This window comes from Labrys sp. F242 (assembly GCF_057813875.1).
In genome coordinates this window covers 638,976-660,010 of the sequence record NZ_JBVASG010000003.1, presented here as the reverse complement: position 1 = coordinate 660,010, position 21,035 = coordinate 638,976, and the positions used below count along the sequence as shown (strand labels likewise).

Annotated in this window: 19 protein-coding genes; 10 read left to right on the top strand and 9 right to left on the bottom strand. The window is 64.3% G+C overall.

The window, feature by feature from the left end:
• Positions 1-144: 144 nt before the first annotated feature.
• The 3 genes from ACZYTC_RS22715 to pheT all read left to right on the top strand — a co-directional run bounded on the left by ACZYTC_RS22715 (position 145) and on the right by pheT (position 3,965).
• On the top strand, positions 145-1,035 hold the full coding sequence (locus tag ACZYTC_RS22715) for a LysR family transcriptional regulator (protein WP_434958261.1): 891 nt from the start codon (positions 145-147) through the stop codon (positions 1,033-1,035).
• A complete protein-coding gene (locus ACZYTC_RS22710) occupies positions 1,032-1,415 on the top strand; it encodes a hypothetical protein (protein WP_488990585.1) in 384 nt (127 codons plus the stop codon). Before ACZYTC_RS22715 ends, ACZYTC_RS22710 begins: the two co-directional genes overlap by 4 nt.
• Before the next feature lie 132 nt (positions 1,416-1,547).
• Positions 1,548-3,965 carry a phenylalanine--tRNA ligase subunit beta gene (gene pheT / locus ACZYTC_RS22705; protein WP_488990584.1) on the top strand — a complete coding sequence of 806 codons (2,418 nt, stop codon included), beginning with the start codon at positions 1,548-1,550 and terminating at the stop codon, positions 3,963-3,965.
• Between the two features lie 217 nt (positions 3,966-4,182).
• Here pheT and ACZYTC_RS22700 read toward each other — a convergent pair whose 3' ends face one another.
• On the bottom strand, positions 4,183-5,079 hold the full coding sequence (locus tag ACZYTC_RS22700; RefSeq protein ID WP_488990583.1) for a hypothetical protein: 897 nt from the start codon (positions 5,077-5,079) through the stop codon (positions 4,183-4,185).
• 799 nt (positions 5,080-5,878) lie between these two features.
• Here ACZYTC_RS22700 and ACZYTC_RS22695 point away from each other — a divergent pair.
• The gene (locus tag ACZYTC_RS22695; RefSeq protein WP_434958266.1) at positions 5,879-6,679 is read left to right on the top strand and encodes an undecaprenyl-diphosphate phosphatase; all 801 of its coding nucleotides are present in this window, start codon (positions 5,879-5,881) and stop codon (positions 6,677-6,679) included.
• A 92-nt stretch (positions 6,680-6,771) separates the two neighbouring features.
• Here ACZYTC_RS22695 and ACZYTC_RS22690 read toward each other — a convergent pair whose 3' ends face one another.
• Positions 6,772-7,761, bottom strand: a complete 990-nt coding sequence (locus ACZYTC_RS22690) for a complex I NDUFA9 subunit family protein (protein WP_481273034.1) — start codon at positions 7,759-7,761, stop codon at positions 6,772-6,774.
• A gap of 217 nt (positions 7,762-7,978) precedes the next feature.
• A complete protein-coding gene (locus ACZYTC_RS22685) occupies positions 7,979-8,584 on the bottom strand; it encodes a nucleotidyltransferase domain-containing protein (protein ID WP_488990656.1) in 606 nt (201 codons plus the stop codon).
• A 160-nt stretch (positions 8,585-8,744) separates the two neighbouring features.
• On the opposite strand from ACZYTC_RS22685, the gene ACZYTC_RS22680 reads away from it, so the two are divergent.
• The 6 genes from ACZYTC_RS22680 to ACZYTC_RS22655 all read left to right on the top strand — a co-directional run bounded on the left by ACZYTC_RS22680 (position 8,745) and on the right by ACZYTC_RS22655 (position 15,758).
• Entirely contained in the window at positions 8,745-10,046 is a 1,302-nt protein-coding gene (locus ACZYTC_RS22680) for an ActS/PrrB/RegB family redox-sensitive histidine kinase (protein ID WP_488990582.1), read from the top strand.
• A gap of 712 nt (positions 10,047-10,758) precedes the next feature.
• Positions 10,759-11,301: an ActR/PrrA/RegA family redox response regulator transcription factor gene (locus ACZYTC_RS22675; RefSeq protein ID WP_068290777.1), complete on the top strand. Its 543-nt coding sequence runs from the start codon at positions 10,759-10,761 to the stop codon at positions 11,299-11,301.
• 227 nt (positions 11,302-11,528) lie between these two features.
• The gene (locus ACZYTC_RS22670; RefSeq protein ID WP_434958269.1) at positions 11,529-12,641 is read left to right on the top strand and encodes an S-(hydroxymethyl)glutathione dehydrogenase/class III alcohol dehydrogenase; all 1,113 of its coding nucleotides are present in this window, start codon (positions 11,529-11,531) and stop codon (positions 12,639-12,641) included.
• A gap of 206 nt (positions 12,642-12,847) precedes the next feature.
• A complete protein-coding gene (locus tag ACZYTC_RS22665) occupies positions 12,848-13,432 on the top strand; it encodes a Spy/CpxP family protein refolding chaperone (protein WP_488990581.1) in 585 nt (194 codons plus the stop codon).
• 173 nt (positions 13,433-13,605) lie between these two features.
• Positions 13,606-14,364: a response regulator gene (locus ACZYTC_RS22660; RefSeq protein ID WP_488990580.1), complete on the top strand. Its 759-nt coding sequence runs from the start codon at positions 13,606-13,608 to the stop codon at positions 14,362-14,364.
• 140 nt (positions 14,365-14,504) lie between these two features.
• Positions 14,505-15,758: a sensor histidine kinase gene (locus tag ACZYTC_RS22655; RefSeq protein ID WP_488990579.1), complete on the top strand. Its 1,254-nt coding sequence runs from the start codon at positions 14,505-14,507 to the stop codon at positions 15,756-15,758.
• 32 nt (positions 15,759-15,790) lie between these two features.
• On the opposite strand, the gene ACZYTC_RS22650 is transcribed toward ACZYTC_RS22655, so the two are convergent.
• The 6 genes from ACZYTC_RS22650 to ACZYTC_RS22625 all read right to left on the bottom strand — a co-directional run bounded on the left by ACZYTC_RS22650 (position 15,791) and on the right by ACZYTC_RS22625 (position 20,929).
• Positions 15,791-16,408: an alpha/beta hydrolase gene (locus ACZYTC_RS22650; protein WP_434958273.1), complete on the bottom strand. Its 618-nt coding sequence runs from the start codon at positions 16,406-16,408 to the stop codon at positions 15,791-15,793.
• Positions 16,405-17,382, bottom strand: a complete 978-nt coding sequence (locus tag ACZYTC_RS22645; RefSeq protein WP_454816176.1) for a glutathione S-transferase family protein — start codon at positions 17,380-17,382, stop codon at positions 16,405-16,407. The genes ACZYTC_RS22650 and ACZYTC_RS22645 overlap by 4 nt, the downstream gene beginning before the upstream one ends.
• A gap of 3 nt (positions 17,383-17,385) precedes the next feature.
• Positions 17,386-18,237 carry a VOC family protein gene (locus tag ACZYTC_RS22640; RefSeq protein ID WP_488990578.1) on the bottom strand — a complete coding sequence of 284 codons (852 nt, stop codon included), beginning with the start codon at positions 18,235-18,237 and terminating at the stop codon, positions 17,386-17,388.
• A 43-nt stretch (positions 18,238-18,280) separates the two neighbouring features.
• On the bottom strand, positions 18,281-18,697 hold the full coding sequence (locus ACZYTC_RS22635) for a DoxX family protein (protein WP_454816180.1): 417 nt from the start codon (positions 18,695-18,697) through the stop codon (positions 18,281-18,283).
• 104 nt (positions 18,698-18,801) lie between these two features.
• Positions 18,802-19,713, bottom strand: a complete 912-nt coding sequence (locus ACZYTC_RS22630; protein ID WP_481273037.1) for a LysR family transcriptional regulator — start codon at positions 19,711-19,713, stop codon at positions 18,802-18,804.
• Between the two features lie 322 nt (positions 19,714-20,035).
• Positions 20,036-20,929, bottom strand: coding sequence for a transglutaminase family protein (locus tag ACZYTC_RS22625; RefSeq protein ID WP_441773259.1), 894 nt, complete (start codon positions 20,927-20,929; stop codon positions 20,036-20,038).
• Positions 20,930-21,035: the final 106 nt, after the last annotated feature.

The following is a 21,035-nucleotide window of genomic DNA, read 5'->3' as shown; positions in this document are numbered from 1 at the left end:
ATCAAACCTTGTCGCGCTGAATTTCTATAGAGCCGTGTACCATTATCCGCTCATCCACCTCCAACGGTCGATGTACCCAGCCCGAATTCAGAATTCAGAACCGATGCTGTAGACTTACCGCCGCTTCGACCTACAATCCGGGCCATGATCGACAAGCTCGAATTCCTGATCGCTCTCTCCCGCGAGCACCATTTCGGCCGGGCCGCCGAGATCTGCGGGGTGACCCAGCCCACCCTCTCGGCCGGCATCAAGCAGCTCGAAGGCGAACTCGGCGTCCTGCTGGTGGCGCGCGGCTCGCGCTTCCAGGGCTTCACCCCGGAGGGTGACAGGGTGCTGGAATGGGCCCGGCGCATCGTCAGCGACAGCCGCGCCATGCGCCAGGAGGTCGAGGCGCTCAAGCGCGGCCTCAACGGTCACCTCACCATCTCAGTGATCCCGACGGCGCTCTCCATGGTTGCCTCGATCACCACGCCCTTTCGCGCCCGCCACCCCAACGTGACCTTCACCATCCTCTCGCGCCCCTCGACCACGGTGCTGCAGGAGTTGGAGGACCTGGCCATCGATGCCGGCATCACCTATCTCGACAACGAGCCGCTGGGGAAGGTCTCGACGGTGGAGCTCTATCGCGAAAGCTATTGCCTGCTCACCGACGTCAATGGCGAATTCGCCGGCCGCAACACGGTGAGCTGGGAGGAGCTCGGCCATGTGCCGCTCTGCCTGCTGACGCCCGACATGCAGAACCGGCGCATCGTCGACCACCTCCTGCGCAATGCCGAGACGCCGGTGGCGCCGACCCTGGTTTCCAACTCGATGCAGGTGCTGCTCTCGCATGTGCGCACGGGGCGCTGGTCGAGCGTAATGCCGGCCATCCTGGTCGAGATGCTGGGCGCCGGCGACCATGTGCGCTCGATCCCCATCGTCGAGCCGCAGGCGCATCACAAGGTCGGCCTGATCACACCCAAGCGCGAAACCCAGACACCCCTGGTCGCCGCCCTGATCGCCGAAGCCAAGCGCTACGCCATGCAAATGGGATGAAGATCATCCGTATGCCGGCTCTGACGGCGCTCCTTCTCTTCGCCGCGACTCAAAGCACCCTCGCCTGCAGCGTGGTGCCGGACAAAACTTCCGCCGAACGCGGTCCGGCCTTGCCCGTCTACGGGGCGGAGGTGCGGCCGCGCCCCGGCCAGACTTGCGCCCTGCTCGACCGGAGCAATGATTCGGCGACCTGGCAGCCTCTCGGCCCTGCCAAGACGGTCGTGCAGGGGGCGAGACTCGGCAAGGCCTGGATCAGCCGGACGAAGGGCGGGCCCAAGCTGGTCTACCGGACTCCACCCCATTCCAATGGCCACGACGAGGTGCGCCTCAACAACATCCTTCCAGCGACCGTCGTCTTCAAGATCTCGATCCTGCCCTGAACGGCCAGGGCGACGCGCCCCCTTTTCTCCTCGATATGAGCGCTATCGGCCCTTCCGTGCCGGGATTTCTTTGCATCTTCGTGCCCGACGCGCTATCGGCATGGCCAAATCGATTGGACTAGGCTGCCCGCAATGAAGTTCACGCTTTCCTGGCTCAAGGATCACCTCGAAACCTCAGCCACGCTCGACGAGATCGTCGCGACCCTCACCCGCATCGGCCTCGAGGTCGAGGGGGTGGAGGACCCTGCCAAGAAGCTCTCCGGCTTCTCGATCGCCTATGTCGTCTCGGCCGAGCAGCATCCCAATGCCGACAAGCTCCGGGTCTGTATGGTCGATACCGGCAAGGGCGATCCGGTGCAGGTGGTCTGCGGCGCCCCCAATGCCCGCACCGGCATGAAATCGGTATTCTCGCCGCCCGGCACCTATATCCCGGCCAAGAACATCACGCTCGCCATCGCGCCGGTACGCGGGGTCGAGAGCCGCGGCATGTTGTGCTCGGAATTCGAGCTCGAAATCTCCGACGAGCATGACGGCATCATCGACCTGCCTGCCGACGCGCCTGTCGGCATGCCCTTTGCCGAATATGCCGGCCTCAACGACCCGGTGATCGACGTGAACCTCACGCCGAACCGGCCCGACTGCACCGGCGTCGCCGGCATTGCCCGCGATCTGGCCGCCGCCGGCCTCGGCAGGTTGAAAACGCCCGCGGTGCCCTCCATCGCCGGCGAAGGCCCCTGCCCCGTTACGGTGACGCTCGATTTCGGCGACACGCCCTCGCTCTGCCCCGGCTTTGCGCTTCGCCTGGTGCGCGGCGTCAAGAACGGCCGCTCGCCCGTGTGGATGCAGCGCCGGCTCAACGCCATTGGCCTGCGCCCGATCAGTGCGCTGGTCGACATCACCAACTATGTCACCTTCGACCGCGGCCGGCCGCTGCACGTCTTCGATGCTGCCAAGATCGAAGGCAACCTCACCGTCCGGCGCGCCCGCGACGGCGAAAACATCGTCGCGCTCGACGGCAAGACCTATGCGCTCAATGACAGCATCTGCGTGATCGCCGACGACAAGGGCCTGGAGTCGATCGCCGGCATCATGGGCGGCGAGCATTCGGGCTGCGACGAGAACACCACCGATGTCCTGATCGAATCGGCTCTGTGGGAGCCACTCAACATCGCCCGCACCGGACGCGCGCTCGGCATCAACACTGATGCGCGCTATCGCTTCGAGCGCGGTGTCGATCCCGCCTTCATGGTACCGGGCGTCGACCTCGCCACTCAGCTTGTGATTGAATTGTGCGGCGGCAAGCCGACCGAGACCCTCGTGGTGGGCGGCGTCACCCCCGCACCCGAGGTGTTGGATCTGCCGGCCCACGAGGTTGCACGCCTGACGGGGCTCGCGACCAGCCTCGCCGAAAGCGCCGACATCCTCGAGCGCCTCGGCTTCGGCGTCATCCGCAAGCCGGACGCGCTGGCGGTGACAGCGCCGAGCTGGCGCCCCGACATCGAAGGCAAGGCGGACCTCGTCGAGGAGGTGATGCGCATCGTCGGCGTCGATTCCATTCCGGTGACTCCGCTGCCGCGCGAGGCCCACGTGCCGCAGCCCGTGCTCACCGTGCTGCAGAAGCGCACCCGCCTGGCCAAACGGAGCCTCGCCGCGCGCGGCCTGATGGAGGCCGTGACCTGGTCCTTCATCGCCAAGGTCCAGGCCGAACGCTTCGGCGGCGGCCAGCCGACGCTGTCGCTCGCCAACCCGATCGCCGCTGATCTTTCCGACATGCGCCCCAGCCTGCTGCCCGGCCTGATCGCGGCGGGCCAGCGCAATGCCGATCGCGGCACCAGCGACGTCGCCCTGTTCGAGGTCGGCCAGATCTTCCGCGGAGATCGGCCGGAAGACCAGAAGATCGCCGCCAGCGGCATCCGCCGCAACCAGGCTCGTCCCGACGGCTTCGGCCGCCACTGGTCGGGGCCGGCAAGCGCGGTGAGCGTGTTCGACGCCAAGGAGGATGCCCTCACTTTGCTGGCCGCCCTCGGCGCGCCGGTCGCGAGCTTCCAGATCGTGTCGGGAGCGCCGTCCTGGTACCATCCCGGCCGTTCGGGCACGATCCAGCTCGGCCCGCAGAACATCATTGGCTGGTTCGGCGAACTGCATCCCTCGGCCTTGGAAGCGCTCGACGCCGATGGGCCGGTGGTCGGCTTCGAGATCATCCTCGACGCCCTCCCGGTGCCCAAGCCCAAGGCGACCAAGACGCGCGGCGTCCTGGCCCTCTCGCCCTTCCAGCCGGTCACCCGCGACTTCGCCTTCCTGGTCGCACGCAAGGTCAGGGCCGCCGACATCGTCAAGGCGACGCAGGGCGTCGACAAGAAGCTGATTTCAGGCGTGTCGATCTTCGACATCTATGAGGGCAAGGGCATCGCCGAGGATCAGAAATCGGTCGCCGTCGAGGTGGTGCTGCAGCCGCAGGACCGCACGCTGACCGACGTCGAAATCGATGCCGTTGCCGCCAAGATCATCGCCGAAGTCGGCAAGAAGACCGGGGCAACGCTGCGCGGATAAGGCAGGCGCCACGAAAGCAGCCTCCAAGGTGTTGTGAAAGAGAAAAAGGCGGACCCAATTGGGCCCGCCTTTTGTTCGAAATGCATGCCAGCGCGTTCCGGATCGAAGCGTGTTCAGCCACCAAGGCTTGCACCCTGCAAGCAGGGCCCGACGCTTGCAAATTATTGTTGTCGCATCGTTTTTACCGAAAACCGCGTCCACTTTTCGGTATGATCGGTCAGGCTTTGCCACCGGCATACAGAACCGCCTGCAGAAACAGCGCCATCTGCAGGGCGATGAACTTGTCGACGAGTTCGAACAGGCTCCCATGGATCTCGATCGCCCGCCCGCCGGGGGCATGCAAGGTGACATAGCCCTCCTCGGCCGCATCCTCGAGCAGGCGGCGGACATGGACACGCGAGACGCCGAAGCAGTCGGCAACGGCGCCATAATGGAAATGGACGGTACGGTCCTTCAGGATCTCTCCCGGCATTTCCGTCGCAATCAGCTTGAGCAGGATTTCGAACCCGGCATCGCGCGCCATGAACAGCCGCATCTCGGGCACGAGATCGACCAAGGTGCCATGCATCAGGAAATAATTGCTGCAATAGCGAGCCAGCGCGCCGAGGAAGGCATCGTCGATCTCCACCCGCCTGACGGCGTGGTCGACACGCTGCAATTGCGCGAGTGCCTGCAGATAGGGCGTGATGATCTGCTTAGCGATCGTGATACCGGCGCGAGTCGCCTCCAGCCGCTTGATGCGCTTGTCGCGCAGATCCTTGGTCTGACGCAGATAGCCCGCCTGGCGCAACAGGTTCAGCATGGCCCCGATGCGGTTGTGCCCCGCCAAGGCGTGCACGGTGCAGAAAGTCTGGACATCCGCCACCGTGACGCCCGCGGGCGGATCATTGGGCGAGGCGGCAAAGTGGCGGCTCAGCACATAGGCGCCCACGATCAGGCGGATTTCATCCGTCGCCATATGGATGAGCGGCAGATTGGTCCTGAGAATGGAAACGTAGCGACGCGCGAACGCGCTCCGCGCAGCCTTGAAGCCGGTATGCGCTCTCAGGGCCTGGGCGTCTGCAAGGACGGCCGACTGGTAGTTCGGCAGCGGAACGCTGACAGGGTTCTGCAAACCGAAATGGCTGACATTATGAATCTTGGCGCACTCCGATAGAGATCCTGCGCTTCTCCAAGACAACTCGCTCAATCACCACCCCTTTTTGCATGGGATTTTGGCGTCACAACTGAGGACAAGCAAGAAGACGCCCCGGATCGGCTGGGCGTTCACTCACGCCGCGACAACACCGTTACAGCTGCATAGTTCCTATCATGTCGGTAGAAATTTAAAAGATATTTTCTTCTAAGTGTTTGACTACGAATACCTAATGCCTTGTCATTGCGACCTATACCTAACTGGGTGGGATGTCTAATACTTAAGTACTACGCACAGCGCAAATAGGAAACGCTTTCACAAGACGGAAAATATTTCTTCCAATACACCCCTCAAGACACCAAGATAAACTGATGTCTAAATAAATTTAATTGAACAAAATCATATTCTAAAACAGCACTTCCTTCAAAGACGCGCATGACTTAGGTGTCTTCCTAGAAATTTCCCCATGCCTTCCCGAGAGGCAACTTGATTTCAACGCAATGAAAATCATACTGCGAAAGGCTTGCCGAGGCCGGGACAACGACGTCACCATGAATTAAACGTTCTCGAAGGCTACGACTTCGCCGTGGCCGCTCGCCTCATCGCTGCATGGAAGACCGTCCGGCTGCATCATGGTTACTGTTTGGTTATAACTCGCGCCTAGAATCACCACGATTCCGGCCTGTATCTCGCGTCAGCGAGGTGCAGGGCCGCTCCCATTCATCCCGCACGGGTGCCATGCGGCCGCATCGGCGCCCGATTCTCGCGAAGGCATCCCATGACCCTGGCCAATATTCTGGAAGCGATCATCCTAGGTGTGGTCGAAGGCCTGACCGAGTTCATCCCGGTTTCCTCGACCGGCCATCTCCTGCTTGCAGCCCGCTACCTGAAATTCGAGGGTGACGATTCCTTCGTGATCCTCATTCAGCTCGGCGCCATCCTCGCCTTGCTCGCCGTCTATGCCGAGAGGCTGTGGCGCATCGCCACCGCTTTGCCGAAGGACCGGGAGGCCCAGCATTTCGTCCTCGGCGTGCTGGTTGCCTTCCTGCCTGCCGTGGTCCTCGGCGTGCTGCTCGAGCACAAGATGAAGCAATATCTCTTCAACGTGCCAGTGGTCTGCTACGCCCTGATCGCGGGCGGTTTCGTCCTGCTCGCCATCGAACAGTTCAAGATCGAGAAACGCTTCTCCAATTGCTATGTACTGCCGCTGCCGGTCTATCTGAAGATTGGACTGTTCCAGTGCCTGTCGATGATCCCCGGCGTTTCGCGCTCGGGCTCCACCATCGTCGGCGGCATGCTGCTCGGCCTCGACAAGCGCTCGGCGGCGGAATTTTCCTTCTTCCTTGCGATGCCGACCATGGTCGGCGCCTTCGTTTATGAGTTCGCCAAGTCCTACAAGACGATGACGACCGACAATCTCGGCCTGACCGCCATCGGCTTCGTCACCGCCTTCATCTCGGGTTGGTTCGTGGTGAAGACCCTGCTGGATTTCGTCTCCAAGCGCGGCCTTGCTCTGTTCGGCTGGTGGCGCATCGTCGTCGGCGTGATCGGCCTCTTGGCCTATTACACGATGGGTTGATTGCACGAGGGGCTGAGCGCGAGCCCGCAGCAAAAAGGGCCGGTCTCCATAAGGACCGGCCCTTTTCTTGTTCAGATCGCCGTCGCCGGCCGTCAGGCCACCTTGTTCTCGAACTGGCCGGACTTGCGGAAGCGCCACAGATAGCTCGGCACGATCGCTTCCACCGTCGCCGGCTGGATACCCAGCCCCTCCAGCGTCAGGCCGTCCTTCCTGGCCTCCTCGGACACGATATTGTCGTGGCGCAGCAACGTGACCTGATCGCGCGTCAAAGGCGGGGTGAACAGGCCGAGCGACAAAGTCCGCGCCAGCTCGAACAAGGTCGCCTGCACATTGGCGATGGCGAAGGGCATCGGCACAAGCAGGCGTTTGCGATTGGCCGTCTTGAGCACATATTCGAAGATCTGGCGCAGGGTCAGCACTTCCTGGCCACCGAGTTCATAGGTCGCGCCGGGCTTGAGGGCGCCTTCGGCACCACGTGCCAGCACCTCTGCAACATCGCCGACGAAAACCGGCTGGAACTTGGTCTCGCCGCCACCGATCAACGGCAGCACGGGCGACATCCGCGCCAACCCGGCGAACTTGTTGAAGAAATCGTCATCCGGGCCGAACATCACTGAGGGACGCAGGATGATGGTGTCCTCGAAGGCAGCGCGGGCAGCTTCCTCGCCCTTCAGCTTGGTCTTGGCATAGACTGAGTCGGAGCCCGCATGCAGGCCGAGGGCCGAGACATGCACAAAGCGCTGCACGCCGGCGGCCTTGGCGGCGCGGGCGATGGCACCGGGGCCGAAAGCCTGCACGGCATCGAAACTGTTGGCGCCGCGCTCATGCATGACGCCGACGAGGTTGACCACCGCCTCCGCGCCCTCGACGGCGGCGGCGATCGATGCGGGATAGCGCAGATTCGCCTGGACGCCGTGGATCTGGCCGACGGCACCGGCCGTCATCAGATATTGGGCGAGATCCGGACGGCGCACGGCCACCCGCACCCGGAAACCGCGCTTGGCGAGCGAGCGCACGAGATTGCGGCCCACAAATCCCGATCCACCGAAAACCGTGACCAAGCGATCGCTGACTGGCGCCATTTGCTAGAAACCTTCAAGAATGGACGTATCGGGTTTTCCTTAGCGCGGCAGGCCGGGACTGTATAGAGCTGCCGACGCTTTCCATGGGGTACTATGCGATCCTGCCCTGGATGCCCATTGCCAAAGCCTTTGCGAGTGGTCGGAATCACCGGGAATCGCAAAGACACACCGAAACAACAAACAAGCGTTCAACCATCACCGCGCCGGGCTCAGGGGATCACAGCGATCGCAGCCAGTCATGGCCGGGATGGGTAGCCTCCAAGCAGGCCCTGAGCCATTGGCGCTCCGCAGCCTCCAGCTTCGGCAGGGCGTTGCGGAAATCGACCTCGTCCTTGTCGCGCTGATATTTGGCCTTGAACAGCAGGACGGCGGCCGGCTTGAGATAGGGCAGGCCATCGTCCGTCATGCCGATCATCTCGGCCCGCGGCCTAGTGATGCCAGGATCTCTCTTATAGACCCAGATATGCGGGGTTCCCGGCTCGAGCATCATGTCCACGCGCCAGCATTGCGCCGCCTCGTCCCGGCACCAGATCTGGAAAATGCCGTCCGGCGGCTCCTGGTCATCCGGCAGATGTTCGACGATCCCATCGCCTGCCGTATAGAAGCGCATGCCCGCCAGGGTATTCCGGAACAAGGCAAGATCGCCACGCAGGACGGTGAATTCGAGATCCTCGTGATCGCGGGTCTGATGCCCATGCCAGAGGTCGAGCGCCCAGCCTCCCACCACGCACCAGGGCTTGGGCACGCCCCCTATCCGCCGGGCCAGTTCGGCGGGATGCCAGGCGCGCCAGGTCTCGAGTGCCACGCTGTCCTCGGTCCTCATCAAGCCCCCGCATCCTGCCTGCTTCCCGTCCGGCGCCAGCCCTACGACGCCTTTCCGGCCGATACAATCCAGGCAGAGACAATCCGCTTTGGGCTACCCCGCTTTGGGCGCTAAGGTCTGAATACCGCCGGCGCGATCGCGAGCGTGGCGGAACAGGAGAATGATGACCGCCTCTGTATTGCCGCATGACGGCCTCGGCCTCGATACGCTGCGCCTGGAAACCCTGATTCGCTTGCGCTGGATGGCGATCGCCGGCCAGTTGGTCGCCGTTCTGGGCGTGCGCTACGGCCTCGGCTTTCCCGTGCCGCTGCAGGCCTGCCTGCCGCTGATCGGCGTCTCCATTCTGGTCAATCTCGCCTTGCGGCTGCGCTACCCGGCGACCGAACGCGTCGATCCGGCCCGTGCCGCGACCCTGCTCGGTTTCGATATCGTGCAGCTTGCGGCACTGCTCTTCCTCACCGGCGGCCTGCAAAATCCCTTTTCCTTCCTCTTCCTCGCCCCGGTGATGATCTCGGCGACCTCGCTGCCGCCTCTGATGACCCTCGCGCTGGGACTGCTGGCCATCGGCTGCGCCTCCTTGCTCACGGCCTGGCATCTGCCGCTGCCCTGGTTCGAGGGCCAGGCGTTCGACATGCCGATGCTCTATGTCATCGGCATGTGGTTCTCGGTGCTGCTGGGCCTGGCCTTCATCGGCGTCTATGCCTGGCGGGTGGCCGAAGAGGCCCGCCTGCTCTCCAACGCGCTCGCCGCCACCGAGCTGGTGCTGGCGCGCGAACAGCATTTGTCCCAGCTCGACGGCATGGCCGCCGCTGCCGCGCATGAATTGGGTACGCCGCTCGCCACCATCGCGCTGGTGGCCAAGGAGCTGGAGGTCGCCGCGCCGCCGGAAGGCGATTTCGCCGACGATATTCGCCTGCTGCGCAGCCAGGTCGAGCGCTGCCGCGAGATTCTGGGCAAGCTCGCCTCGCTGGGCGACGATGGCGGCACCCCCTTCGCCCGCCTGCCCCTGCCGCTGCTGATCGAGGAAGTTTCCGCACCGCATCGCGATTTCGGCATCGCGATCTCCGCCGAGTTCCAGGGCCAGGAGGAGGACGCCCCCTCGGCCCCGCGCAATCCTGGCATGCTCTACGGCCTCGGCAATATCGTCGAGAACGCGGTGGACTTCGCCAAATCCAGGGTGAGCGTCACGGCGAGCTGGGACGCCAAGACGGTGACTCTCATCGTCGGCGACGATGGTCCCGGCTTTCCTTCCGAAATCATGGGGCGCCTCGGCGATCCCTATGTCACCCAGCGCCGTCCGCGCCTGGCAGGCCAACCGGGCGGCGGCCTCGGCCTCGGCTTTTTTATCGCCAAGACCCTGCTGGAGCGTTCCGGCGCAGCGATCGCCCTGGCGAACCGCCCCTGGCCGGAAAGCGGCGCCATCGTCAAGCTGGAATGGCCGCGAGATACCTTCGAACGCTGAGGCTCGGCTTCCACACCGGGACCCGAAATGCGCAGCGACCGGCGCCCCGGCTAAATCTTGCAAGACCACGTTTAGACCTGGACAAGCTTTGTCCGATGATCCTATGCCACTGCATTCTCCAAATTATTTGTATGACCTTTCGTTCAAGAAAATGCATCGAAACAAAGACTTAATGAAAATTTGCGCTACTATGGTCCTGCACTTTGCTCATCGAGCCGTGAGGAAACCCTGGCGAAGGTCGAGATCAGCCGGATGGCAACAGCGAGGATTGGCGGGACTTGCGTCTTGGTCCGCGAAACGACACGGCGGACTGCCAGTCTTCATCTCGCCACGGTGCGGCGAGGACGTGGGGCCGGCAGACAGGCCGCTCTCATCGGCGTCCCGCAAGCTCCGGCGATCGAGTTCTTTTCGCTCGCCCCAGGCGCTCGCGCCGCTCCCCCGGCCATGATCCATAATAATCTCTGGGGATTGCAATCGCCGCATAACCGAATAAACGATAGCGGGCTGTCGCCAGTGAAATTTCTTCACTTTGCCGCTATAGTCCCCACTGTGGCGAACTGTCGCGCCAAAGGAGGCGATCGGGTCTTCGATCCAAAGAGCCTGACCTCAGGCCCTGGAGGGAGCAGGAGGCTCGCGCTGAATTGGCGAGACGCATTCCCTTCACGCGAAACGGAGCCCCTTCGCTCGAACAAGGATTAGGTGAGTCTGCATTATGGTTGCCCCCGAATTTCCCGATCGTTCGCTTCTTCTCGTCGATGACGACAAGGCGTTCCTGCAACGTTTGGGCCGAGCCATGGAAGCCAGGGGCTACACCGTCACCACGGCCGACACGGTCGCCGAGGGACTGGCGCAGGTGGAGGGTTCGCCGCCCGCCTTCGCCGTGATCGACATGAAGCTCACCGACGGCTCCGGCCTCGACGTGATTTCGCGCCTGAAGGTCAAGCGGCCCGATGCGCGCGGCATCATCCTCACCGGCTACGGCAACATCGCCACCGCCGTTACCGCGGTGAAACTGGGTGCCTTCGACTATATCGCAAAACCAGCCGATGCCGACGACATCCATGCGGCGTTGATGGCCGATCCCAGCCACAAGCCGGAATTGCCGGAGAACCCGATGTCCGCCGACAGGGTGCGCTGGGAACACATTCAGCGCGTCTACGAACTGTGCGGCCGCAACGTTTCGGAGACGGCGCGGCGCCTCGCCATGCACCGGCGCACCTTGCAGCGCATCCTGGCCAAGCGGGCCCCGCGCTGATCTGGCACGCCTTCCCTTCCCCCTCATAAGAAACTTCTAAGCGCCGGCCGGGTCCGCATGCTCCCGGCGGCGCTTGCGCTTCCACCCGCATCCGGCTAGCCCTTGGCGAATCCTGGAGCAAAGCGCGTTCAAGCATGAACGCTCATTTACTTCAGTTCTTTGGTTCGACGCGTCTTTGCGATTCTTGCCGATCCCGGCAGATCGAAAAACGCTTTGGGGAGTGAATCATGAAGACGAGAGCGGCTGTGGCATGGAAGGCGGGAGCGCCTCTGACGGTCGAGACCATCGAGATCGGCGGCCCCAAGGCGGGCGAGGTGCTGGTCGAGATCATGGCCACGGGCGTGTGCCATACCGATGCCTACACCTTGTCGGGGGCCGATCCGGAAGGCCTGTTCCCGGCCATTCTCGGCCATGAAGGCGCGGGCATCGTGCGCGAAGTCGGCGCCGGCGTCACCAGCCTGAAGCCGGGCGACCACGTCATCCCGCTCTACACGCCCGAATGCCGCCAGTGCAAAACCTGCCTGTCGCAGCGTTCCAACCTGTGCACCGCCATCCGCACCACCCAGGGCAAGGGCGTGATGCCCGACGGCTCCAGCCGTTTCGCCTGCGACGGCGGCGAGGTCTTCCACTATATGGGCTGCTCGACCTTCTCGAACTTCACGGTGCTGCCGGAAATCGCCCTCGCCAAGGTGCGCGAGGACGCCCCCTTCGACAAGATCTGCTACATCGGCTGCGGCGTCACCACCGGCATCGGCGCGGTGATCAATACGGGCAAGGTCTGGCCGGGCGCCAATGTCGTGGTGTTCGGCCTCGGCGGCATCGGCCTCAACGTGATCCAGGGCGCCCGCATGGTCGGCGCCGACAAGATCATCGGCGTCGATCTCAACCCGGCCAAGGTCGAGATGGCCAAGAAGTTCGGTATGACCCATTACGTCAATCCAGCCGAAGTCGGCAGTGACAAGGTGGTGCAGGCCATCGTCGACCTCACCGGCGGCGGCGCCGACTTCTCCTTCGAATGCATCGGCCTGCCGGTGACCATGCGCCAGGCGCTGGAATGCTGCCATCGCGGCTGGGGCGAATCGATCATCATCGGCGTGGCCGCCTCGGGTCAGGAGATCTCCACCCGTCCGTTCCAGCTCGTCACCGGACGCGTGTGGAAGGGCACCGCTTTCGGCGGCGCGCGCGGCCGCACCGACGTGCCGAAGATCGTCGACTGGTACATGGAGGGCAAGATCGAGATCGACAGCCTGATCACCCACACCATGCCGCTCGACGAGATCAACACGGCCTTCGACCTGATGCATGAAGGCAAGTCGATCCGCTCGGTGGTCACCTTCTGAAGACCGGCTTTCAGGCCCCCGCTTCGACAAGACGCAATGACCGATCCGCGCTCCGTCTCCACGGGCGCGGATTTTTCTTATCCGCTTCATCTAACTTTACAAACGCCCGGACGGCGCGAAACCTCCGGTCGCTAGGCTTCATCATCTCGCAGTGCCCGGGCATTGCCCTTGCGGTGCCCCTGGCGCTGCTCTTGATGGAGACTGACATGAGTGAAAGCCCGAACGCTCCCGTTCCCGCACGCCGCTGGCCGCGCGTGCTGATTCTCGGCGGCGCCATGGCAGCCGGCATCGCCCTCGGCGCCGGCGGATTGGCTGCCGCCGCGGTGATGGGTGGTGGTGGCTGGCATCACGGCCCCCGCCTGGAGCGCATCCAGAATTTCGTGCGGATGTCGCTCGATTCCGTGGCCGCGACCTCCGAGCAGGAGGCCAAGGTGCACGACATCGTCGCCGCGGCCTATACCGACCTAGCGCCCAAACCCGAAGACAGGGCGGCCTTCCGCAAGCAGGCGATCGACCTGTTGCGGGCGCCCACCATCGACAAGGCGGCGATCGAGAAATTGCGCAGCGATTTCGTGGCCCGGACCGACGCCAAGTCCAAGCGCTTCGTTGAAGCCGTCCTCGCCACCGCCGACGTGCTGACGCCCGAGCAGCGGGCCAAACTCGCCGAACGGGCCGATTTGTGGAGCCCGCGCGGCCCGATGATGGGTGGCCATCGCGAACACCATGACGGACAGGGCCGGCCCGAACGGCCGGCTGATGACGGCAAAGGCGGCGACAACGGCGACAATTGAGGTGCTTCCTGGAGCAAAGCGCGCTTGGTGCCAAACGCCGCTTTACCTAACTCCTTGTTTCGACGCGCTTTTGCGATTCGTGGTCATTCCATCCAATCGCAAAACGCTTTAGGATCGACGCAGAATAACGGCCGCTCCCGGACGTGTCGCAGTCATGAATTGGGTACCAATCCATGACTGCGACACGTCCGGGAGCGGCCGAACGGATTTTCTCTATCCCGGAGCGGGCAGTGGCCGTGGAACGTATCCTGATTATCGACGACGACACCCGGCTCGCCGCCATGCTGGGCGATTATCTGGCGGCCGCGGGTTTCGACGTCGATCACAGGCCCTCGGGCGCGGAAGGGCTTGGCGCCATCGAGCGCGACGGCTACGATGCCGTGGTGCTCGACATCATGCTGCCTGATTTCGACGGCTTCGAGGTCTGCCGCCGCCTGCGCATGCGCTCCAACATCCCGGTGGTGATGCTGACCGCCCGGGGCGACGATACCGATCGCATCGTCGGGCTCGAGATCGGCGCCGACGACTATCTGCCCAAGCCCTTCAATCCGCGCGAATTGCTCGCCCGCCTGCGCGCCGTACTGCGCCGGCGCTCGGCACCGGCCGAACTCGACAACCAGACCCTGCGCTTCGGGCGCCTCACCATCGATCGCGGCTCGCGCAGCGCCCGCATCGACGGCGAGGAACGCGCCCTCACCAGCCATCAATTCGATCTGCTCCTGGCGCTGGCCGACAATGCCGGCAGGGTGCTCAACCGCGAAAGGCTGATGGATCTGGTGAAGGGCGAGGAACTCGACGTGTTCGACCGTTCGATTGATGTGCATATCTCCCGCATCCGCGCCGCGATCGAGGACGATGCCAAGCATCCGCGCCGCATCCTCACCGTGCGCGGCGCCGGCTATGTCTTCGCCAAGCGCCAGGATGCCGATTAAGTGACGCCGATTGAGTAGAAACCAGCCTATAAGGGTCATAACGGTCGCGGACTGCCGGCCACGTTCCATCGCCCGGTGGAGCGGCGAACACCGGCACGGCAGAGCAAAGCGCGTTCGGGACCATCATATCGTGTGCGCCCATGCCTAAATTCTTTCGCAAGCGTCTGTTCTGGCAGGTCTACCTCACGCTGCTCGCCTGCCTCGTCGTGCTGGCTCTGCTGGTCGGTACGCTCTGGCGCATGGCCGGCGATACGGCGGGCGAGCGCTGGGGCGCTTTGCGCGTCCGGCTCACCGACGAGCTGGTGCGCTTCCAGGAACGCACGCCCGAGGACCTGCCCACCGAGATCCGCAAGCTCAGCGAGGAAATGGGCGCCTCGATCTCCGTCTACAGCAAGGAGCGCGTGCTGATCGCCTCGCGCGGCTTTCCGATCGCCCTGCCGGCCGGAGACGACGATGTTCCGCAGCGCTGGCTCGACCATGTCGTCCGCCTCGATTTGCCGGGTGGGCGCACCGTGCTCGCCCAATTGCCCAGGCCGCCGAAGCCGGGGCTGCGTGTCCTGTTTCTGGTCCTGCTGGTCGCCGGCGGCGTCGGCATCGCAGCCTGGCCGGCCACGGCTCGGCTGACCCGACGGCTCGAAACGCTGCGTGCCGGCGTCGAGAGCTGGGGCAGCGGTGCCTTGAACCGGCGCGTGGCGGAACAGGGAGCCGACGAGGTCGCCATGGTGGCCCGCAGCTTCAATGGCGCCGCCAGCCGCATCGAGGCGCTGGTCAATTCCCAAAAGGCCCTGCTTGCCAATACCAGCCATGAACTGCGCTCGCCCCTGGCAAGGCTGCGCATGGCGGTGGAGATCGGCGCCGACAAACCCAGCGTGGCGGTGCGCGAGGAAATCAACAAGGACCTGCAGGAGATCGACCAGTTGGTGGAGGAGATCCTGCTCGCCAGCCGGCTCGACTACGCCGCCGCCACGCCGCTCGAAGGGGCGCCGGTCGACCTGCTGGGCCTGGCGGCCGAGGAAGCCGCCCGCACCGGCGCCGCCGCCGATGGCGAGCCGGTGGAAATCCGCGGCGATGCCACGCTGCTGCGGCGGCTGATGCGCAACCTCCTGGAGAATGCCGGCAAGCATGGCAAGCCTCCGGTGGAGATCACCATCGCCAGCGAGAGAGGACGGGCCCGTATCGAGGTGTGTGACCGCGGCCCCGGCATTGCCGAGAAAGAGCGGGATCATCTGTTCGAGCCGTTCTATCGACCTGCCGGCCGCAGCGAGATCTCGGGCGGCTGGGGGCTCGGCCTGGCGCTGGTGCGCCAGATTGCCGGGCGCCACCGCGGATCGGTGCGCTGCGAAAGCCGCGAGGGCGGCGGCAGCCGTTTCGTGGTGGAACTGCCGCTGGCGTGAACGAGTACGGTCTGTACCGTCACACGGCCCCCTCACGCATACGCATGGGTGCCGAAGCGTCGGGCCAGGAAATCGGCCGCCTTCATGACGCCTTCCGGCGAGATGGTATGATCGAGGCCAGGCTCGATGAAGAGTTCGGTCTCGACACCCTCGCGGTCGAGGCGCTCGGCAGCCGCCTCGCTTTCGCACGCGGGAATGATCCTGTCGTCCTCGCCATGAACGAGCAAAGCCGCGCTTCCCGTCGCCGGCGCCAGGGGATCCGGCGTCGCCAGCCTGGCGGAAAAGGCGACGACCGCCAGCGGCCAACGGCCGGAGGCAAGCGCGTCGAGCGCCATGATCCCACCCTGCGAAAAGCCCGCCAGCGCCACGCGCCCGGGCGTTTGAGAAAAGCCATGCCTGTCGATCACATCCCGCAGGGTTGCGTCGAAGGCCGTGCGGGCGGCGACAATGCGGCCGCCGCGGTTCTGCGCGGTCACGCCAGCGACGCTGAACCATTGCCGCCCCATCCCCCCGGCATCGAAGGCAAAGGGTGCGTCCGGCGCCGCCAGCACGGCGCCCGGCAGCATCTCGCGCCAGATATCACCCAGATGCATCAGATCGCCGCCATTGCTGCCGACGCCGTGCAGGAGGATGATCAGGTTGTTCGTCATGCGGCCTTGGCCTCGGCGGCATCCAGGCCCGGCAGTTCGGGGCCGACAGGCACGATGCCGCCCGGATTGAGCGCGCGGATCGAATAATAGCCGCGCTTGATGTGGTCGATGCTGACGGTCTGGCGGATCCCCGGCACGGCGAGCATGGCTGCGAGATAGGCCGAAAGCGCGGGATAATCGGCCAGCCGCCTGAGATTGCATTTGAACAGGCCGTGATAGGCGGCATCGAAGCGCACCAGCGTCACGAACAGGCGAATGTCGGCTTCGGTCAGGCCGGCGCCGAGCAGGAAGGGACCGCCAGCCGCCAGGCGCTGTTCCAGCCGGTCGAGCATGGCGAAAATCTCGCGGAAGGCAGCTTCATAGGCTTCCTGCGTGGTGGCGAAACCGGCCCGATAGACGCCATTGTTGAGGCTGGGATAGATGGCCTCGTTCAGGGCGTCGATCTCAGGACGCAGATCCTTGGGGTAGAGATCGATCTCGCCGCGGGCAAGGGAGCCGAAACCATCATTGAGCATGCGCAATATGTCGGCGGACTCGTTGTTGACGATGGTGCCGCGCTGCCTGTCCCACAGCACCGGCACCGTGGCGCGGCCGGTATAGGTGGGATCGGCGCGGGTGTAGACCTCGTGCATATAGGTCGCGCCATTGACCGTATCGGGCGTGGCGCCGGGATAATTGCCGAAACGCCAGCCCTGCTCGGTTGTGGTCGGTTCGACCACGCTGACGGAGATGACGTCATCGAGGCCCTTGAGCCTGCGTCCGATCAGGGTGCGCGAGGCCCAGGGGCAGATCAGTGCGACATAGAGATGATAGCGCCCCGCCTCGGCCTTGAAGCCGGCCTCGCCCGTCGGTCCCGCGCGGCCGTCGGGCGTGACCCAATTACGGAATTTCGAGACCTGACGCACGAAGCCGCCCTGCTTGTCGGTCGCCTGCACCGGATGCCAGTCGGCGCTCCATTTTCCGTTGACCAGCATGGCTCAACCTTTTCGGGTGACGATGGAGAACGATGTTCCCCACGGATCGTGCAAGGCGAAGCCGCCTGCCTTCTCCTTGGTGGCAACGCCGGCCGCCTGGACTCGGTTCCGCACGGCGGCAAGGATCTTCGCATCGGCCGCGATCATCCCCACTTCGGCCAGACCCGTCGAGGGAAAATCGCGCTGCCCCGCCCCGCGGCTGTTCCAGATATTGGCTGCGAGATGATGATGATAGCCGCCTGTCGCAAAGAAGCTGGCGCCGGGGTAGCGAGCCGTGAGATCGAAACCGAGCACACCGCCGAAGAAGGCATCCGCCGGCTCGGTGGCCCCGACCTGGAGATGCACATGGCCGACGATGCCGCCGGCGGGGTAGCCCTGCCAGCGTGTCGTACCGGCTTCGGCGATCACATCCTGCACATCGAGGCGCTCCGTCGACATCGTCACCGTGCCGCCGTCGATGGTCCAGGCGCTACGCGGACGGTCGGCATAGACCTCGATGCCGTTGCCCTCCGGATCGGCCAGATAGATCGCCTCGCTGACCAGGTGGTCCGAAGCGCCCTGGAGCGGCAGCCGCGCTTCGACGGCATGCTTGAGCCAGCGGCCGAGATCCGCCCGACCGGGCAGCAGGAAGGCCGTATGGAACAGGCCGGCCTCCCGAGGCGAACGCCGTCGGGCCTGCGGGTCATGCCGCAGCTCCAGCAACACCGTGTCGCCGGTTCCGAGCCGGCGCAGGCCAGCTTCCGACGACACCGGCTGCAGGCCGATCGCCTGTTCGTAGAAACCGCTGACCGCATCGAGGTCATGCACGGTCAGGCTGACCGTGCCGATGCTGAGGGGAGCGTCACTGGCTGACATGATATCCTCCGGACGAAGGCTGATTGGCTCGAAAGGCTCGGTTCTAGTGGGCGGTGCCACGCGAGGGCGTTGGCCGCAATGCCAGGGCACCGTCGCCGATCAAGGCGAGCGCGAGAAGGCCGGCGATCCACAAGGCCAGGAATTCCCAGCCGCCATTGGGATTGGTGAAGAAGAAGCCGGCCGGGCCGTGCACGGTGGCGATAGCGCCCGCCAGCACCGGAATCAGGGCCAGGGCCGCCAGTCGCGGCCAGACGCCGAGGATGAGGGCAAGGGCCCCGATGACCTCCCAGGCGATGGTCACATAGGCCAGTGCCGGCGGCAGGCCGAGCGAGCCGAAGAACTGGGCCGTTCCAGCCGGCGTGAACACGAAGATCTTGAGCCCGGCATGGGCCAGGAACAGGACGCCGAGCGCAAGGCGGAGCAGCAGGGCGGCATAGGGAGCGGTGCGGGTGTCGGACATGGTTGTCTCCAGGCAAAGGGTTTGCTGTCCTTAATCTGCACCATTTCCATTGCAGAGATTATCCTTGCCAAGGATAGAATATTCCTTCCATTCCAGAAATTATATCACGACCAACCCTGCTCCCAGGGCGGTCTGCCGCGATAGCGCTCGGCCAGGAAATCGACGAGGACGCGGATCTTGGCCGCCAGATGCCGGCCGGGCGGATAGAGGGCATACGCCCCGAGCGACCTGTCTTCGAAGGCGCGGAGCAGCGGCTTGAGCCGGCCGGCCCGCAACGCCTCGCCGGCCAGGAAGCTCGGCCCGCAGGCGACGCCAAGCCCGGCCTCGGCCGCTTTGAAGCTGGCCTCCCCGTTCGAGAACTGAAGCCGCCCCTTGACCGCCACCTGCAAGGTGGCCTTGTCAGTCATGAACTGCCAGGTCAGCGGATCGTGAAAATTTGTATCGATGATGCATTCATGGCGCGCCAGCTCGTCGGGATGGAGGGGTTCGCCATGCTCGGCGAGATAGGCCGGCGAGGCGGCCGCCACGACGCGGGTCTCGCAAAGCTTGCGGGCGATCAGGCTGGAATCGCTGGGATTGCCGATGCGAATAGCCATGTCGAAGCCCTCGTCGACCAGGCTGACCACGCGATCGGTGAAGCCGACATCGAGCTGGATGTCGGGATAGAGTTTGGCGAAGGCGACGAAGGCCGGCGCCAGATGCATGGTGCCGAAACTGAGGGGCACCGACAGCTTGATGCGCCCCGCCGCGAGGCTGGAGGCGCTACGGACGGAGGCGTCGAGGGCATCGAACTCTTCCAGGACGATCTTGATGCGTTCGTAATAGGCGCGGCCGATCTCGGTCGGCGACAAAGCCCGCGTGGTGCGCTTGAGCAGTTGCACGCCGAGATCGGCCTCCAGCCGCGACACCAGCTTGGAGGCCTGGCCCGAACTGGTGCCGAGCCGGACCGCCGCCCGAGAGAAGCTGCCGGCCTCCAGCACTGCCACGAACATGCGGTCGCATTCGAGCCGTTCCATGTACTATTTCCGATCTGGAGAGAATAGTGCCCATTTTAGCTCAAAAACCTCCGCCACGGAAATAAATCGGGGCTGAACTAGGAAAATACCGCTATCGAATGAAGCGCGACAGTCCTTCCCCGGTTTCGGGGAAGCTGGGCCGGCAAAGCCGGGCCGGATGGGGGCGGATGGAGGCGGATGGCGCTAACGGGTCATGATAGAGCACTCGCAACGCCACTCTCCCCCTTCCGTCGCTGCCATGCAGCGACACCTTCCCCGAAACCGGGGAAGGATTGTCGTGCCCAATTCAGTGTGCTCGTTATCTTTGTGCACGATACCGCCCCTACGGCGACACACCCGCCTCTTCCACCTCCTCGACATCGACGCCGACCCAAAGCCCGATGAAGGCCGAGGGGGAGCCGATGAAGGAGCCCGCTATCGGCACTGCCTGATGCGGCTCGCGCACGGCGGCGATGCGAATCAGGCGATCGGATGCCACCAGGCCATTGGTGGGGTCGAACTCGATCCAGCCGATATCCGGCAGATAGACTTCGGCCCAGGCATGGGTTGCCCCCGCCCCCTGCAGGATGGGCGCACCCATTTCGGCCGGAGGATCGAACAGGTAGCCGGAAACGAAACGCGCTCCGAAGCCGAGCAGGCGGGCGGCGGCGATGAACAAAGCCGCGAAGTCGCGACAGGCTCCACTCCGGCTGGCGAAAGTGAAGGCGGGATCCTGGGTCGACTGTTCGAAACGGGTGACATAGCCGAACTCGCCATGGATCTCCTGGCACAGGCCGGTCAGCAGGTCGCGCGCGCCACCCGGATGGCGCTTCGGGGCACCGGCGATCCAGAGCCTGAGCTCATCGGGATAATCGTCGGCGGAGGCGAGCATGGCGGCGCCGAGATCGATGGCCTCGTCAGCCGAATAGGTCACGGGAAAGGGGGCTTCCCTGCCGGTCAGATGGGCCGTCGGTGCAGCCGAGGCGAAGCGCTCGATCTCGAGGTGGCTCTCGATCGACAATTCGCTGGCCTGTCCCGTGAAGACCCCCGTGCAGACCTCATTGCCGAAAACATCGTAACTCCAGGCGAAATCGGCTGGCAGCGAGGTGGTGAGGGTGGCCGAGATCAGCCTCATCTCATGGCTGTCGCGTGGGCGCAGCATCATGCGATGCGGGCCGAAGCTAACCTGTTCGGCATAGCGATAGGTCGTGCGATGGCTGACGATCAGGCGTTTCAAGGCATAACTCCCTTCGAGCGACGGATTCGCTCCAGTCGAGAAGATGGACGAGGCGAAAAAATAGGGTATGACCGAAACAAGCCGGCGACAGTGGAAACTCTCGCCG

Coding starts and splice junctions, on each gene's coding strand:
- ACZYTC_RS22715 (WP_434958261.1), top strand. CDS start 145: ATGATCGACAAGCTCGAATTCCTGATCGCTCTCTCCCGCGAGCACCAT.
- ACZYTC_RS22710 (WP_488990585.1), top strand. CDS start 1,032: ATGAAGATCATCCGTATGCCGGCTCTGACGGCGCTCCTTCTCTTCGCC.
- pheT (WP_488990584.1), top strand. CDS start 1,548: ATGAAGTTCACGCTTTCCTGGCTCAAGGATCACCTCGAAACCTCAGCC.
- ACZYTC_RS22695 (WP_434958266.1), top strand. CDS start 5,879: ATGACCCTGGCCAATATTCTGGAAGCGATCATCCTAGGTGTGGTCGAA.
- ACZYTC_RS22690 (WP_481273034.1), bottom strand. CDS start 7,761: ATGGCGCCAGTCAGCGATCGCTTGGTCACGGTTTTCGGTGGATCGGGA.
- ACZYTC_RS22685 (WP_488990656.1), bottom strand. CDS start 8,584: ATGAGGACCGAGGACAGCGTGGCACTCGAGACCTGGCGCGCCTGGCAT.
- ACZYTC_RS22680 (WP_488990582.1), top strand. CDS start 8,745: ATGATGACCGCCTCTGTATTGCCGCATGACGGCCTCGGCCTCGATACG.
- ACZYTC_RS22675 (WP_068290777.1), top strand. CDS start 10,759: ATGGTTGCCCCCGAATTTCCCGATCGTTCGCTTCTTCTCGTCGATGAC.
- ACZYTC_RS22670 (WP_434958269.1), top strand. CDS start 11,529: ATGAAGACGAGAGCGGCTGTGGCATGGAAGGCGGGAGCGCCTCTGACG.
- ACZYTC_RS22665 (WP_488990581.1), top strand. CDS start 12,848: ATGAGTGAAAGCCCGAACGCTCCCGTTCCCGCACGCCGCTGGCCGCGC.
- ACZYTC_RS22660 (WP_488990580.1), top strand. CDS start 13,606: ATGACTGCGACACGTCCGGGAGCGGCCGAACGGATTTTCTCTATCCCG.
- ACZYTC_RS22655 (WP_488990579.1), top strand. CDS start 14,505: ATGCCTAAATTCTTTCGCAAGCGTCTGTTCTGGCAGGTCTACCTCACG.
- ACZYTC_RS22650 (WP_434958273.1), bottom strand. CDS start 16,408: ATGACGAACAACCTGATCATCCTCCTGCACGGCGTCGGCAGCAATGGC.
- ACZYTC_RS22645 (WP_454816176.1), bottom strand. CDS start 17,382: ATGCTGGTCAACGGAAAATGGAGCGCCGACTGGCATCCGGTGCAGGCG.
- ACZYTC_RS22640 (WP_488990578.1), bottom strand. CDS start 18,237: ATGTCAGCCAGTGACGCTCCCCTCAGCATCGGCACGGTCAGCCTGACC.
- ACZYTC_RS22635 (WP_454816180.1), bottom strand. CDS start 18,697: ATGTCCGACACCCGCACCGCTCCCTATGCCGCCCTGCTGCTCCGCCTT.
- ACZYTC_RS22630 (WP_481273037.1), bottom strand. CDS start 19,713: ATGGAACGGCTCGAATGCGACCGCATGTTCGTGGCAGTGCTGGAGGCC.